Origin of the sequence: Bacteroides sedimenti (assembly GCF_040365225.1) — a bacterium.
Lineage (GTDB): Bacteria > Bacteroidota > Bacteroidia > Bacteroidales > Bacteroidaceae > Bacteroides > Bacteroides sedimenti.
This window is the reverse complement of record NZ_AP028055.1, coordinates 2730988-2747081: the sequence shown is the minus strand read 5'-3', so window position 1 is coordinate 2747081 and position 16094 is coordinate 2730988. Positions and strand designations below refer to the sequence as shown.

Below are 16094 nucleotides of genomic sequence, written 5' to 3'. Positions count from 1 at the left end.
AAATGTATGAAATTAATTTGAATATCCTAATTTTGTCAGAACTTCATTACTTATGTCTATTTGCGGCGAAGCAAAAATAATACTTGTTGCTGATGCTCTGTCTATTATTGCTGCATATCCTTTTGTTTCGGCTATACTTTTTACGGCATTATAGATTTCATCCTGAATAGGTTTAATAAGGCTTTCGCGCTTCTTGTAAAGTTCTCCTTCCGGACCAAAATATTTGCGCTTCAGCTCGCCAGCGGTTTTTTCTTTTTCTACAATCTCACTTTCTTTCTTTTTCTTTTGTTCTTCAGAAAGGAAAACAGCTTCCGATTGATAGTTTTTGTATAGTGTTTCAGCCTCTTTAGATAAAGTCTCGACTTCACTTTGCCATCTTTTTGAAATTTGGTTCAATTGTTCGTTCGCTCTTTCATAAGCTGGGATATTTTTCAGGATATATTCCATGTCAATCAAAGCAAACCTTTGTGCGCTTGCCGCCAATGAAAAGGCGAATAACAACACTGATAAAAGAATAGACTTTTTCATAACTCTTCGTATTAAGTTTATATTTAGAATTCCTGTCCTAAAATAAAGTGGAACTGACTTCCGCCATATTGTTTAGAACCAAATACCTTATCGAAACCGTAACCCCAGTCAATACCCATCATACCAATCATTGGCAGGAAGATACGTACTCCGACACCAGCTGAACGCTTCAGGTCGAACGGATTATAGTTTTTCAAATCATGCCAAGCATTACCTGCTTCTACAAACCCTAACGCATAAATACTGGTTGAAGATTCAAGCATCAACGGATATCTCAACTCAATGCCTAAACGAGTGTAAGCATAACCTGCATATCCAGTCGGAGTAAGTGAGTTGTTTTCATATCCACGTAATGCAACACTTTCAGTAGCGTAAGATGAATATCCTGTCATACCATCACCTCCCATGTCATATGTCTCAAAAGGCGATTTTTTATATCTGTCATAATGTCCTAAGAAACCAAAATCGGCTCTGGTCATAAGTACCGGGCATTTTGCTCCATCTGTAAGAGCGGTATATGTCTTTGATTTGAAACTCCACTTGTGGTATTCAATCCATTTGTGCATTTTGTTCATGTCATCCTGATTGCTGGTGTTGTATGATTTGTAATTTACACCATCAAATAGAGAATAAGGAGGAGTGAACTGAACTGACAACGAGAAGTCAGATCCACGGCGAGGATAGATAGGGTTGTCAGAAGAGCTTCTAGCCAATGCCAACTTCATGCTTATGTTGTTGCAGTTTCCGTTTGTTACCGGAAAATATCTCCAGTCTTTCAAAATGTATTTCTGATATGAGAGTTCTGCAGAAATGGTGAAGTAATCATCCGGCCATCTCAAACGTTTTCCCCAACCAACCGAAAGTCCGTACATCTGAATTGATTTGTTCGGATCATAGTAATCAGACATGTTGCCATAATTGCCATATCCACCATAACTGCCATATCCACCATAACCACCATAAAGGCTATTATAGTAGTTGTTCATATAAGCTGAGTTATAATAGCGGCTGCTAATGTCGGTCTGCTTTGAATAGAAAGCCGAGACGGAGAATGAATTTGGACGTTTTCCTCCAAACCATGGATCAAAGAACGAGACGCTGTATGATTGATAGTAAGAACCATTGGTTTGACCACTGATTGTCAGAGTCTGACCGTCTCCTTGTGGAAGGATCCCTCTGTAATTTTCTCCAGGATGCAGTAAGTTGGCTAGTGAGAAGTTGGTAAATTTCAGACTCAACTTTCCTATAACTCCGGTTTGTCCCCAACCTGCAGAGAATTCTACCTGGTCGTTTGCCTTAGATTCCAGATTATATGCGATGTCTACACTCCCGTTCATTTCATCAGGCTGGATGTCTGGTTTGATATTTTCAGGATTAAAGTGGCCCATCTGAGCAATCTCACGCATGGATCTTTCAAGGTCGTCTTTGCTGAACAATTGTCCAGGTTTTGTACGAAGTTCACGACGTATAACGTTTTCATACAAACGATCGTTTCCGTTGATCTTTATTTTGTTGATTGTTGCCTGACGGCCTTCATATATCCTCATTTCAAGGTCGATAGAGTCATTGTCGACATTTATTTCAACGGGATCCAGGCGATAGAAAAGATATCCATTATTATAATACAAATTACCAATAGCGTCTTGATCAGAACTAATTCGTTCATTCAATAACTTTTGATTATAAACATCCCCTTTCTTCATTCTTAACAGAAAGTTAAGTTGTTCTGTAGGGTATAATTTGTTGCCTACCCAGCTAATATTACGGAGGTAATATTTATCACCTTCTTCAACTTTGATAAACACATCAACTGTTTTATCATCGAATGGAGATACGCTGTCTGTAACAATGCGTGCGTCTCGATATCCCAGTTCATTGTATTTGTCTATAATAAGCTGTTTATCCTCCTCGAATTTTTCGTTTACGAACTTTTTGGTTCTGAAAAGATTGACTAGTTTCCCCTTTTCATTCGTTTTCTTCATTACGCGCTTCAACTTTTTATCTGAAATAGCGCTGTTTCCTTCTATTGTAATTTTATGAACTTTAACCTTGTCCTTCTTGTCAATATTGACATCTACGATAACTTTATTATCATCTGAGACATCATCTCTTTGCACGATTTCTATATCTGCATTCTTAAACCCTTTTTCGTCAAAGTGCTTCTTGATTAAAATTTTAGCGCGGTCAATCAGGTTTGGAGTAATCTGGCTCCCTTTTACAAGCCCCAGTTTGGCTTCCAAATCTTCTCTGTCTGATTTTTTAATCCCGTTATAATGTATTTCAGAAATACGAGGACGTTGCTTTAAGGCAATATTTAGGTAAACCCTATTATCTACTATCTTAGTGGCAGTAATGCTCACATCTGAAAAAAGACCATGCTTCATGTATCTTCTAATAGCTTGCGTAATTTCGTCACCTGGAACAGATACAACCTGTCCCACTGCCAATCCAGATAAGCCTATTAATAGGTAATCCTCGTGTTCTTTAACTCCGGAAACGGTAATTCCTCCGATTTCATATTTTTTGGGAGAAGCTGAATACACAATTACTGGCTTTGCAGAAGTAACTGAATCGCTCTTTTCTTGTGCGTAGCCTGAGAATGCGTATAAACACAGGCAAATTGATAGTAGTATTCGGGAAATACGATAATGCATTTTATTTATTTTATATTTGTTCACTTGTTTTGCCAAAACGGCGTTCTCTTTTTTGAAATTCATAGATTGCTTTCCGGAACTCTTCCTCCCTGAAATCAGGCCAAAAGGTTTCACAGAAATATAACTCAGAATAGGCAGCCTGCCATAGCAAATAGTTGCTTAAGCGGAGTTCACCTCCTGTGCGGATTAGAAGATCCGGATCGGGCATGAAGTTTGTGGTCAGCCGGGAAGAAATATAATCTTCAGTAATATGATCTATTGATAATTTCCCTTGCTGAACCTCGCGGGCTATCTGTTTAGTCGTTTCAGTAATTTCCCATCTGGAAGAGTAGCTTAATGCTAGCACCAGACACATCCCGGTATTGACAGATGTTCTTTCAATGCATTGAAGCAGGCTGTGTCTTACATTTTCCGGTAACATACCCATGTCACCAATAATTCTGAAGCTGATATTGTTTTTCATAAATATCTCTTCCTCAATTGAATCAAATAGCAATGCCATGATAGCCGCTACCTCATTAGCTGGTCTGTTCCAGTTTTCTGTAGAGAAGGTATATAAAGTAAGATATCTTACTCCTAATTTTGCAGCTTCCTCTGCGATAATATGTACGGTCTGAGCTCCAGCTTGGTGTCCGAAACTTCGTTCGTGTCCACGTTGCTTTGCCCATCTGCCATTACCGTCCATAATGATGGCAATATGTTTGGGAATTCGGGTAATGTCTAATTCTTCGTTATATGGCATAATACCTTAATTGTTACATTTTTTACATTTCGGGAATATATCATAAGTGATAAATAACGTAGTAAATGAGTAACTATCCTTGTTTTTCATACCTGTACTCTTTATTCCGTACGGATCACTCAGAATCAATCCTTCTTTGTTTGTTACATCCAGATTGTCAGAGAGACTTAATCGCATGGTAGTTTCACATCCAATATTAAGTCTTTTGCCAATTTTATATTTAACACCCAGTCCTATAGGGAAGTTAACGGTAAAAACTCCTTTAGCTGGTGCTGGTGCAAAGGTGAATCCCATTCCTCCTAATATATAAGGAGTGAATCTTTTAATGGCTTTGTATTCCTGCCCCATCCCGTATCCCAGAAAATTGTATTCGTATTGAGCTCCTAAATCAAAAATGTTTCGATTGAAGCTCACCTGATTATTCCCTGGGAATTTATTTTTTAAATCGGCTGTATTTCCAGCAATCTTTGCTATTACTAAGTTTGCCTTAATTGCCATGTGCGGATTTAGTATGAATCTTGCCATAGCTCCTGCAGCAAATTGCATGTTTTTAAAAGGAGTTGATGTGTTTGCATCTCCCATATAAAAACTGCCTCCGAACATTCCACCTGCTTCCATCTTATATTCATCTTCTTGCGCCTGAATAAAGTTGGGCAGTGTGAAGGTTAACAGTGCAAATATAATGAGCGTTTTATTAATAAAGGCCATACCTACATGTTTTATAAGTTTGATTATTCTATTAACAAAACGCTGATTTAGTTTATAAATTACATTTGTTTATCATAATTATTGAGTTACGAAGCCCAATGAATTGATTCTTCCTTTCCATATTTCATCATTTGTTTGAGCTGTTTTACTCCATATAACCCAGATAAAATTGTTGTTGTCTACTACATACGAGTAATCTCCTCTTCCAGTAAAAGATACAGGAAAGCAAACTTTCTCTTTTACTTTCGTCCAAACTCGTGCATCTTTTGATTCGTAGAATGTTTTAAAACCATTCTGTCCAGAACCTCCGAATGTATAAAATTGATTATTATAGTATATGATAGAAATGTTATTTGTTTTAGGGCAATAGCCGGCATCTGTTTTCAGAGCAGCCCAATCTTTCCCGTCAAATGAAGACCACGGAGTAGCAATTGTGTCGGCGGAACCTAATGCAGAATTGTCTCCCACCAGAATTGCTCTGTGAATATTTGCATTGGTTTTAAGCGGGTAAGAAGTTGCTGAGATATTAGATTTTGGGAACTCAGCCGGAACGACTTCTCCGTTTTCCCATGTTTGACCATTTGTAGTTACGCAGAATCTGGTTTCGGAACCAACTCCCTTAATTCCGGTAAGGCGTCCGTCAAAGGATACAAGCAATGTTTTTACTTTGTCACTCAGACTGCTAACCAATGACCAGCTAATACCGTTTGTTGATGAATAAACATTTCCTTCAGAAACAAGGTAGAGACTATTGTTAAAAGAGGTCACTGATGAGTAATCTGCTTTGCCGTTAATTCCAGCGATCGCTTGTAGGTTGCTCCAGCTTTTTCCGTCATTCATTGCAGATGAAGTTACTTTTATCTGTGCACTTCCGTCATCATTGAAGACATATATTTTGTTATTCAGGATAAGACTCTTCTGCTTTCCGATGATCCCTGTGCCGGTATAATACGGATTAATACCCCAGTTAAGTGAATCGGGGTCTTGTTTATGCACATTGATAGAAATTTTATAAATTTTCTTTATAGTTGTTCCGTTTGAATTATAAGCGTGAATTGTGAAGCAAACAGGTCTTGTAAAATCAAGTGTGTCGGTTGTGTTCCAGATTGTGTCTTTCCCATTCTTCTGGTATGTAATTCCTCCTGCTGTAGTGAGGTTGATTTTGACTTTTGATATTTTTGAGTTGACTGGTAACGAGTCCGTGTTATATATCAGTGCAGTGTCACCTGTGCCAATCTGATCGATTGAAAATGGATAGTCTTTTCCAACTGCACTTTTTATAGAATCGATTCGGATTGAATCAAATGAAAAACTTTTAATTGTAGGGTCAGTTTCAAAACTGCTCACGCCATCAGATTTTAAACAAGATGTGAATGTTAGTGATGCAACAAATATGCTGACTAATATTGATAAGATATTTATTTTCATTTGGAATTACTTTGTTTATTTACAAGGTGCAAAAATAACAGATTTTTTCTCTCTGCTCTTCTTTCAGGATAAGTTTTATAAATATTTATAGATATAATGTGTTGTTTTTTCGATAAATAATGTATTATATCCCTTCAGAAGTCTCATTTTCGTTAAAATAGTGCCATATTGGAGTGCTGAAATGTTCATCAACAGAATAAACGATTGCATCGATGTGAGGTGCTTTAACTCCTTCATTGAGACTGATGGTTGTCTTCTCAACAAATGCTTCGTCCCACAATTTCTTATTGATGAAAGATTGTAACAGAGTGGCTCCTCCTTCAACAAGAATCGACTGGATGTTGTTTTTGTGAAGTTCAGTAAGGAGTTGGGGTAAAAGCTCATCCGTAAAATCGATTTTTTTGTATGTTGTTATACTACTGTCAGCATGTTCTTTTTCTGTTATTACCCAGGTAGGAAGGTCATTTTGAAGGAGGTGGAAATGGTCTGGTATTTTTAAAGTTCTGTCTATTACCACTCTGAGTGGATTGTTCCCATACCAATGCCTTACATTAAGGGTCGGATTATCTAGTAAAGCTGTCTTGGTACCCACAATAATTGCGTCAGCTTCCGCCCTCCGTTTATGCACCAACATGCTTGTCAACGGGCTTGAAAGTATTGCTGGTTTACCGCCACTTCTTTTCACATCGATAAATCCATCTACCGACTCGGCCCATTTCAGGACAATATATGGGCGCTTGCAGGAGTGAAAAGTAATGAAACGTTTATTTAGCTTGCAGCATTCCTGTTCCAGTATTCCCACTGTGACATTGATCCCTGCATCCCTAAGCTTTTTTATTCCACGCCCAGCCACCTTGGCAAAAGGGTCCTTGCAGCCTATTACCACATTGGGAATTCCTTTCTCAATGATTAAATCAGCGCATGGTGGTGTTTTTCCATAGTGGGAGCAGGGCTCTAAACTTACATAGATGGTCGATTTCTTTAATTGGGATTGATTTCTGACAGAATTAATTGCATTTACCTCAGCGTGGGCCTCTCCGCATTTTCGGTGAAAGCCCTCTCCGATTATTTTTCCATTGTACACAATTACCGCTCCAACCATTGGGTTAGGAGGCGCTCCGGTCATTCCTTGTCTGGCAAGCTGTATACATCGGGAGATATATTTTTCTTCTTCTGTTATCGTTTTGTTTTTATTCATTTATTTTCTATACTTTTGCATGTAAACCATTAGTTATGCATGCAGTTGAATCACATATCAAAAGATCTCTTGCTGGAATCTACTCATTAGCAGAGATTCGGAGCTTCACTAAAATAATTTTCACAGAGGTTTTTCATTTGAAAATGCTTGATATTTATATGGGCAAAGATATTAAATTATCTGCAAATCAACTTAAAGAACTTGAGGAGATTCTTGCTCGCCTTCAAAAACACGAACCTATTCAGTATGTTTTAGGTTTTACTGAGTTTTACGGGTTGCACTTTCATGTTACTCCGTCTGTGCTAATCCCTCGTCCGGAAACGGAAGAGTTGGTGTCTCTTATAATCCAGGAGAATTTAGGATGTTCCTCCCGGATTCTCGATATAGGAAGTGGGAGCGGATGCATTGCTATTTCGCTATCTCATTATCTTCCTTTGGCCGAGGTTCATTCATGGGATGTCTCTTCTGAAGCATTACAAATAGCCATGAAAAATAATGCGAGGCTGGAAACCTCGGTACTCTTTCAACAAATAAATGTGCTTGAATATCAGCCTAAAGATGAGAAATTTGATGTGATTGTAAGCAATCCTCCATATGTTACGGTCTCTGAAAAAGAAGAAATGGAAGCAAATGTTCTTGAGTGGGAACCTCATCTGGCTCTTTTTGTACCTGATGAAGATCCGCTTCTTTTTTATCGCAGGATTGCAGAAAAGGGATTGCAAATGTTGACAGATGATGGGAAACTTTATTTTGAGATAAATCAGGCGTTTGGTAAGGAAACGACCCATTTATTAGAGTCGATAGGATATAGGGAGGTGAATATTATTAAAGATCTGTCGGGTAAGGATAGAATTGTTAAAGCAATACGATGAATGAATTGACCGAAAAAGAAGCCCTGAATAAGGCTGCAGCTTATTGTACGGCATCAGAACGTTGCTGCTCTGAAGTTACCTCCAAGCTTGTTCAGTGGGGAGTAGATGTTAAAACACAAGAGAAAATCCTTAAACGCTTATTGGATGAAAGGTTTATAGATGAAGAGCGTTATTGTCGTTTCTTTGTAAACGATAAATTCCGGTTTAATAAATGGGGGCGCATGAAAATCTCCCAGGCACTTTACATGAAAAAGATTCCTTCTTCTGTTTTCTCCAGATATCTGGAAGAGATTGAAGAACGCGATTATATGAATGTACTTCGGTCTTTGCTAAGCTCGAAAAGAAAATCCATTCGTGATAACGATGATTATCAGCTTAACATGAAACTTATCAGGTTTGCTTTGAGTCGCGGCTTTGAGATGAATATAATAAGAAAATGTCTTCAGTTGTCAGATGAATATGATTTACTTGATTGATTCTTTTTTTAATCTCTTGTTTCCCAAATCCTGTGTTGTTTGCAGTGGGGCTTTGGCAAAAGGAGAGGAGGGTGTCTGCATTATTTGCAACTCTCGTATGCCTCGGACGAATTACCATCTTCAGTCCGATAATGAAGTTGAGCAACGCTTTTGGGGAAAGGCTGAAGTTGAACGGGCTACCTCTTTTTTCTTTTATAACAAAGGAAGTGATTACAATCGTATTCTTCATCACCTGAAATATTTAGGGGATAAAGGATTGGGTGAAGTGATGGGGCGTTGCATGGGGAAAGAGCTTCTTGCTTCAGGCTTCTTTCAGGGAATTGATTTGATTGTTCCTGTGCCTCTTCATCCAAAGAAAAAGAGGAAACGGGGCTATAATCAAAGTGAGTGGATTGCTCAGGGGCTTTCACGGGCTACAGGCATTCCTGTAAAATCCGATCTGCTGACCAGGATTGACGATGGTAGTTCGCAGACAAGAAAGAGTGTGTTCGAACGTTGGGAAAATGTGCGCAATGCTTTTCATGTAAACCCGAATGTCGAGATAAAAGGGAAGCACTTGCTTTTAATAGATGATGTACTCACTACCGGAGCTACTCTTGTTTCATGTGCAGTGATCCTCACCGAACAGGCAGATGCAAAGGTCAGTGTTGCCACTCTTGCCGTGGCTTGATCAATTCTCGCTATACAGTTTGGTTCAGTTCAGGTTTGTACAGTTGTTATTCATTAAATGAATATCAGAATTAGACAAATAGATAGGCTGATATTCCGTTTTTTATTTTTTGGGTAGTGAATTGATTCAAGAACATTAATAAATGAAAAAATATCCGCGTTGTTTATATCACATTCAACGAGTTTCAGTACCTTTGCGAAAATAATTATAGTTTATTAAGTCATGAATACTTTAGAGAAATTATTTGCAGAAAGACTGCTAAAGATTAAGGCCATTAAGCTGCAGCCGGCAAATCCTTTTACCTGGGCTTCAGGATGGAAATCTCCTTTTTATTGCGATAATCGCAAAACTCTTTCTTATCCATCTCTTCGCAATTTTGTTAAAATTGAGATTTGTCGTTTGGTGTTGGAAAGATTTGGTCAGGTAGACGCTATAGCAGGTGTTGCAACAGGAGCTATTCCTCAAGGAGCATTGGTTGCAGAAGAATTGAATCTGCCATTCGTTTATGTTCGTTCTACACCGAAAGATCACGGTTTAGAGAACCTGATTGAAGGAGAACTTCGTCCGGGCATGAAAGTGGTAGTGGTTGAAGACCTTATCTCAACAGGTGGTAGTAGCCTGAAAGCAGTGGAAGCTATCCGTCGTGATGGATGTGAAGTGATTGGTATGGTGGCAGCATTTACTTACGGATTTGATGTTGCAGTGAAAGCATTCAAAGAAGCCAAAGTGGAATTGGTTACTTTAACCAATTATGAAGCTGTGCTTGACGTTGCTCTTCGCACCGGCTATATTGCAGAAGATGATATTTCTACATTGCAGGACTGGAGGAAAGACCCGGCACACTGGAACCCTGAAAAATAACAAATTTACAATAGTATGACTCAATTTGAAAGCAGTATAAAGGTTATTCCTTATGCTCAGGGACGTGTATATAGTAAACTTTCCGATTTAAAGAATTTGGAAGGAGTGAAAGATCGGTTGCCGGCAGATAAAATCAAGGATATCAGTTTTGATTCCGATAGTTTAAGTTTCAATGTAGCACCCGCAGGGCAGGTAACACTTCGTATTTGCGAACGTGAACCTGAAAAATGTATAAAGTTTGAGACAACTAACTCTCCTCTGCCGTTTAACTTATGGATACAAATTGTTCCTACTGCAACAGATGAGTGTAAAGTAAGACTAACCATCAAAGCGGATGTAAATCCATTTATTAAAGGGATGATACAAAAACCGCTGAAGGACGGTTTAGAAAAGATGGTAGAAATGCTGTCTCAAATTTCTTATTAATAAGAAAATAAAATCAAAAATTATGGCGCAGAAACTTTGGGAGAAGAGTGTACAAGTAAACAAGGACATTGAGAAATTTACAGTTGGTCGTGATCGCGAGATGGATATATATCTTGCAAAACATGACGTAATCGGCTCGATGGCACACATTACTATGCTTCAAACCATCGGTCTGCTTACTACTGACGAGCTTCATCTTCTTCTTGAGGAACTGAAGAATATCTATTTCACTGCCGAAAACGGTACGTTTGTAATCGAAGAAGGTGTGGAGGATGTTCATTCTCAAGTTGAATTGATGTTGACTCGCAAATTGGGAGATGTCGGAAAGAAGATACATAGTGGTCGCTCAAGGAATGATCAGGTGTTATTGGATTTAAAACTCTTCACTCGAACTCAGATACACGAGATTGCTGAAATGGTGGAACAGCTGTTCCAGGTTTTAATTTCCCAGAGCGAACGATACAAAGAGGTGCTGATGCCTGGTTATACCCATCTTCAGATTGCTATGCCCTCCTCATTTGGACTGTGGTTTGGTGCTTACGCAGAAAGTCTGGTGGATGATATGATGTTTCTTCAAGCGGCATTTAGAATGTGCAACCGCAATCCGTTAGGTTCTGCTGCTGGTTATGGCTCATCATTCCCGTTAAACCGTACCATGACAACCAAATTGCTGGGATTCGAATCCATGAATTACAATGTGGTTTATGCACAGATGGGGCGTGGAAAGATGGAAAGAAATGTGGCTTTTGCTCTGGCAAGCATTGCGGGTACAATCTCTAAACTGGCCTTCGATGCCTGTATGTTCAACAGTCAGAACTTTAACTTTGTGAAACTGCCTGATGAATGTACTACTGGTTCCAGTATCATGCCGCACAAAAAGAATCCCGACGTATTTGAACTTACCCGGGCCAAATGCAATAAAATTCAGTCACTGCCGCAACAAATTATGATGATTGCGAATAATCTGCCCTCAGGATATTTCAGAGATTTGCAGATTATAAAAGAAATCTTTATTCCTGCCTTTCAGGAACTGAAAGATTGTCTGCAGATGACCACATACATTATGAATGAAATAAAAGTCAACGAGCATATACTCGATGATGATAAATATTTGCTTATCTTTAGCGTGGAAGAAGTTAATCGTCTTGCAGCTGAAGGAATTCCATTCCGGGATGCATATAAAAAGGTGGGCTTCGATATTGAAGCGGGTAAATTTACTCACGAAAAGAGAGTGAATCACACTCACGAAGGAAGTATTGGCAACCTTTGCAATGATGAAATTTCTTTGTTAATGCAGAAAGTGGTTGACGAATTTAATTTCTGCAAGATCACTCAGGCGGAAAACGCACTTTTAGGAAGATAATTCTGAAATCTTAAAATATAATATTATGGGATACGAACCTGCAACAGATCGCTATTCCGGCAAGATGCAATACAAATATTGCGGAAACAGCGGATTGTTACTTCCCCGTATTTCTTTGGGGTTGTGGCATAATTTCGGTGATGTTGACGATTTTGGTGTAGCTACCGATATGCTTAGATATGCATTTGATCATGGGGTAACCCATTTTGATCTGGCAAATAATTACGGACCGTCTCCCGGTTCTGCCGAGATTAATTTCGGAAGGATCTTCCGGAATAATTTTGATGCGTATCGTGATGAAATCATTGTTTCTTCCAAGGCGGGTCATGAAATGTGGCCAGGCCCCTATGGCGACAGAAGTTCTCGGAAAAATCTGATGGCAAGCATTGACCAGAGCCTTCGCAGGACTGGGCTTGATTACTTTGATATATTTTACTCTCATCGATACGACGGAATAACTCCGGTTGAGGAAACCATTCAGGCTCTGATTGATATAGTAAAGCAGGGGAAAGCTCTTTATGCGGGGATATCCAAGTATCCTCCAGAAAAAGCCAGGATTGCTTATCAGATGCTAAAAGAAAACGGTGTTCCATGTCTGATTAACCAATCCAGATATAGCATGTTCGATCGCGAAATTGAGAATGGTACCCTCTCCTTAGCAGCCGAATTTGGAGTTGGATTTATTGCTTTCTCGCCTCTGGCACAGGGATTGCTGACAAATAAATATCTGCATGGCATTCCAGAAGATTCCCGTGCGGCAAAGGTGACCGGTTTCCTGAAAAGAGATCAGGTCACGGAAGATAAAATAGCAGTGGCTCTGCAGTTGAATGAGATTGCAGAAAGCAGGGGGCAGACTTTAGCTCAGATGGCTCTGGCATGGGTACTGAAAGATGAAAGAGTTACCTCGGTTATTGTAGGTGCAAGTTCTGTAAAGCAATTGGCAGATAACCTTCAAGCAGTAGAGAATCTGTCGTTTACACCTGAAGAGATTATCCGGATTGAATCCTTAATTTCTCCATTTTAATTGTTAAGTTGTTATGCGAAAAGCATTTGTCTTGCTAACATTGTTGTTTGTTACCATCTCATGTGGCGACTCTTTTCATTCCAGTATTCCGAATGTAGGGAATTTTGTTTTTGAGGTGGATATGTTGCAGGCAAAGTATCAACCATTAAGAATTTCAGGGCAGTTTGTTTTGGAGACGAAAAACAAATTTAACTTGCCGCTAGGATATGGGGGGATTATTATCGGGAACTCCTACTTTAATGGGTATTGTGCTTTTGATGCTGCATGTCCGGTAGAAGCAAGTCGGGATATTGTAGTTAAAATATCTGCTGATGGGTTAGGAAAGGCTGTTTGCCCTAAGTGTAAAACGGAATATGACTTGAATAATAATGGGGCTCCTAATGGGGTAGGGACTGAATATCTGAAAAAATATTACGTAAATATTTCAGGTCAGGATAAGCTTTATATCTCCAATTAAAGAAAATGTTGAAAAAGTACATGATTTATTTGGCAGGAATAGTAAAACCACTTATCTTTGCACCCGTAAAAACGCGAAAGTAGCTCAGTTGGTAGAGCATAACCTTGCCAAGGTTAGGGTCGCGGGTTCGAATCCCGTCTTTCGCTCTCTCTACCGAGATGCCCGGATGGTGGAATGGTAGACACGAAGGACTTAAAATCCTTTGGCTATTGCAGCTGTGCGGGTTCAAGTCCCGCTTCGGGTACAAAGGTGCATCCTTAAAAGCTTCGTAAATGAATAATTTACGGAGCTTTTTTAATTTTATCCCCCAATTCTTCTTAACTACTTCTTTTTTATATTTTCAATGGAAATACTGTCTGAGTTAAACTGAGAGTTAAACCAAGAGTTAAACCAAAAGACTCATGAGTGTTACAGTTAATGTACTATGTTACAAGTCTAAAACTCTTTCAAATGGTGAAAATCCATTAATGATTCGTGTGTGTAAGGATGGTACTAAGAAGTACAAAAGTTTGGGAATTTCTATAAACCCTGTCTATTGGGATTTTGAGAAGAGTAAGCCTAAAAACAATTGTCCTAACAAGGAGCTTATTAACAAGATTATAGCAAATAAGAGTAAGGAGTTCTCAGAACAAATTGTTAAACTAAAATCTGAAGATAAAGACTTCACTTCCAGTAAACTAGTAGAAGATGTTCAGGGAAAAGTTAAATCTAGAACAGTGAATAGCTTATTTTTAGAGCAAATTCAGAGGCTTAGAGAGGAGGGTAGACTTGGATATATGCTTTCCACCCAGCAGGTTTACAATTCTCTAATAAGGTTTAATAAACACCTGAACATCTATTTCTCAGACATCGATGTTATATGGTTAAAAAGATATGAAACTTGGTTAAGGAGTGAACAGCTGGCAGAAAATACGATTGGAATAAGGTTTAGAACCTTAAGGACAATTTACAATCTAGCAATTGAGGTAAATATTGTAAAGGCAGAATACTATCCTTTTAAATCATTTAAAGTTTCTAAACTACACCAAGCTACAGCAAAAAGAGCGATTAATAAAGATGAGATATTTAAAGTTATCAATTATAATGTAGCTTCATGCTGTTTTTATAAACGCATGGCAGTAGATCTATTTACCTTCTCATATCTGATGGGAGGGATTAACTTTGTTGATATAGCTTTCCTTACTAAAGATAATCTTAATGATAGTAGACTGGTTTATGTGAGAAGAAAGACCAAAAAGTTGATTAAGCTTCCTTTGCAAGAAAAGGCAATTCATATAATTCAGAATTATCATAGTGAAAATAGGAAATATTTGTTTCCAATACTGTTTGATTCTCATAAAACAGACATGCAGAAAAGATATAGAGTGCATGATGTAATTGCAGATATAAATAGACATTTAAAGGATATAGGAAAGGAATTAGGAATTCCCATTGACCTTACTACCTATGTTGCAAGACATTCATTTGCCACAGTACTTAAACGATCTGGAGTTTCAACTTCAATCATTAGTGAATCGTTGGGGCATAGTTCTGAGAAAGTAACGCAGATTTACTTGGATAGCTTTGACAACTCACAAATGAAAGATGCAATGAGAAATTTGCTTTAAGCGCTGATTAATCCTTCTCCTTATAAAGGAGTGGGATTAATTTCTTACTTTTGCGATAAACTTCAAAAAACTGTAACCATGACAAATCATTTATTTCTGGAATACTTTAACACCCCTATTAAAGAACAAGAAGGCATAGTTCCTATTGATTGGAAAATGCTTTCAGATATGGAGATGCACTTTGAAGCTAACTTCATAAATGAATACCCACAAGATAGCAGAAAAACAATTTTAGATAAGATTGAGTACATAAGAATATACTGTAGAAAATTTCCATTCTTTGATGAAGAATACCAGCCATTACAAGCTCCCTTTAAATATTATTACACTAGAGATTCTCAATTAAAAGAATTGCCTTTTACAGAAGATGAATTTAATAATTTCTCATTGATTCAGGAAGCCATATCCAAGTTAGGTTTACAACCTCAACCAACATTTGAATTTATAGCATTTTTATTTCGCATAATTAAGTCTTGGAGTGAGAAGCAGATTACAACTTGTGGTGCAAAGGTAAATACTATCCTATCTTTACTCAAAGAAGACCCTGAAGTCAAATTATCAATGAATATAAAGGTTAATAGTAAGAATATTGAGTTTAATAATTCTGCCTTTATTCAATCCTTGCTAGAGTTCTATATGTCCAACAATTTAATATCCCAAGGCCTTCTTGAACGGGACCCCAAAAGGATTAGAGAAAGAACTATCCAATATTTGTTAGTAAAAACGTTGCTAGATAATCTTCCTACTAAGATAGATAAACCAGCAGAAGTAAAGTTTATCCAAGCTGAAAGAGATTTTGCTTTATGTACATTATACCTCTGCAAATTACTCCTTGGTGACCCTACAATTGTTTGTACGAACAATAACAATGTTACATTCGATAAACTAATGAGAGATTTCGTGGACTTTAAAATTACATTTCAAGATGGTTTAATGTTTTGATTTACAGTAGAGTAAAAAGTAGAGAACAAAAGTTACTCTAGCCATTTTCTTGTTTTCATTCTACCTTTGCAACGTAATCAGAAACGATAAGGCGCCAAGTTGATGATTGTACAATTCGATTTTTTAATATTAAAGAAT

The 16094-nt window shown here is 38.0% G+C and carries 16 protein-coding genes and 2 tRNA genes; 12 read left to right on the top strand and 6 right to left on the bottom strand.

What is annotated here, in order from left to right:
* Positions 1-12: 12 nt before the first annotated feature.
* The 6 genes from ABWU87_RS11030 to ribD form a co-directional block, all read right to left on the bottom strand.
* A complete protein-coding gene (locus ABWU87_RS11030; protein WP_353330693.1) occupies positions 13-528 on the bottom strand; it encodes an OmpH family outer membrane protein in 516 nt (171 codons plus the stop codon).
* A gap of 23 nt (positions 529-551) precedes the next feature.
* On the bottom strand, positions 552-3182 hold the full coding sequence (bamA, locus tag ABWU87_RS11025) for an outer membrane protein assembly factor BamA (RefSeq protein ID WP_353330691.1): 2631 nt from the start codon (positions 3180-3182) through the stop codon (positions 552-554).
* A 10-nt stretch (positions 3183-3192) separates the two neighbouring features.
* Entirely contained in the window at positions 3193-3924 is a 732-nt protein-coding gene (locus ABWU87_RS11020; protein WP_353330689.1) for an isoprenyl transferase, read from the bottom strand.
* Between the two features lie 6 nt (positions 3925-3930).
* Positions 3931-4632 carry a DUF6089 family protein gene (locus ABWU87_RS11015; protein WP_353330687.1) on the bottom strand — a complete coding sequence of 234 codons (702 nt, stop codon included), beginning with the start codon at positions 4630-4632 and terminating at the stop codon, positions 3931-3933.
* 78 nt (positions 4633-4710) lie between these two features.
* Positions 4711-6060, bottom strand: coding sequence for a DUF6242 domain-containing protein (locus ABWU87_RS11010; protein ID WP_353330685.1), 1350 nt, complete (start codon positions 6058-6060; stop codon positions 4711-4713).
* Between the two features lie 124 nt (positions 6061-6184).
* Entirely contained in the window at positions 6185-7258 is a 1074-nt protein-coding gene (gene ribD / locus ABWU87_RS11005; protein ID WP_353330683.1) for a bifunctional diaminohydroxyphosphoribosylaminopyrimidine deaminase/5-amino-6-(5-phosphoribosylamino)uracil reductase RibD, read from the bottom strand.
* Positions 7259-7293: 35 nt separating this feature from the next.
* Here ribD and prmC point away from each other — a divergent pair, with 35 nt between their 5' ends.
* The 12 genes from prmC to ABWU87_RS10945 all read left to right on the top strand — a co-directional run bounded on the left by prmC (position 7294) and on the right by ABWU87_RS10945 (position 15956).
* Positions 7294-8130, top strand: coding sequence for a peptide chain release factor N(5)-glutamine methyltransferase (gene prmC, locus ABWU87_RS11000; protein WP_353330681.1), 837 nt, complete (start codon positions 7294-7296; stop codon positions 8128-8130).
* Positions 8127-8606, top strand: a complete 480-nt coding sequence (locus tag ABWU87_RS10995; RefSeq protein ID WP_353330680.1) for a regulatory protein RecX — start codon at positions 8127-8129, stop codon at positions 8604-8606. Before prmC ends, ABWU87_RS10995 begins: the two co-directional genes overlap by 4 nt.
* Entirely contained in the window at positions 8584-9276 is a 693-nt protein-coding gene (locus tag ABWU87_RS10990; protein WP_353330678.1) for a ComF family protein, read from the top strand. The genes ABWU87_RS10995 and ABWU87_RS10990 overlap by 23 nt, the downstream gene beginning before the upstream one ends.
* Before the next feature lie 222 nt (positions 9277-9498).
* Positions 9499-10137 carry an orotate phosphoribosyltransferase gene (gene pyrE, locus ABWU87_RS10985; RefSeq protein ID WP_353330676.1) on the top strand — a complete coding sequence of 213 codons (639 nt, stop codon included), beginning with the start codon at positions 9499-9501 and terminating at the stop codon, positions 10135-10137.
* Positions 10138-10152: 15 nt separating this feature from the next.
* Complete coding sequence (locus tag ABWU87_RS10980; protein ID WP_353330674.1) at positions 10153-10563, top strand: SRPBCC family protein; 411 nt, start codon at positions 10153-10155, stop codon at positions 10561-10563.
* 22 nt (positions 10564-10585) lie between these two features.
* Positions 10586-11926 (top strand): argininosuccinate lyase, encoded by a 1341-nt coding sequence (argH, locus tag ABWU87_RS10975; protein ID WP_353330672.1) that lies wholly within the window; start codon positions 10586-10588, stop codon positions 11924-11926.
* A 25-nt stretch (positions 11927-11951) separates the two neighbouring features.
* Complete coding sequence (locus tag ABWU87_RS10970) at positions 11952-12950, top strand: aldo/keto reductase (protein ID WP_353330670.1); 999 nt, start codon at positions 11952-11954, stop codon at positions 12948-12950.
* 13 nt (positions 12951-12963) lie between these two features.
* Complete coding sequence (locus ABWU87_RS10965; RefSeq protein ID WP_353330669.1) at positions 12964-13407, top strand: hypothetical protein; 444 nt, start codon at positions 12964-12966, stop codon at positions 13405-13407.
* Between the two features lie 73 nt (positions 13408-13480).
* Positions 13481-13553 (top strand) — tRNA-Gly (locus tag ABWU87_RS10960).
* A 14-nt stretch (positions 13554-13567) separates the two neighbouring features.
* Positions 13568-13651: transfer RNA gene (locus tag ABWU87_RS10955), tRNA-Leu, on the top strand.
* A gap of 157 nt (positions 13652-13808) precedes the next feature.
* A complete protein-coding gene (locus tag ABWU87_RS10950; protein WP_353330667.1) occupies positions 13809-15014 on the top strand; it encodes a site-specific integrase in 1206 nt (401 codons plus the stop codon).
* A 78-nt stretch (positions 15015-15092) separates the two neighbouring features.
* The gene (locus ABWU87_RS10945; RefSeq protein ID WP_353330665.1) at positions 15093-15956 is read left to right on the top strand and encodes a hypothetical protein; all 864 of its coding nucleotides are present in this window, start codon (positions 15093-15095) and stop codon (positions 15954-15956) included.
* The last annotated feature ends 138 nt before the right edge of the window (positions 15957-16094 follow it).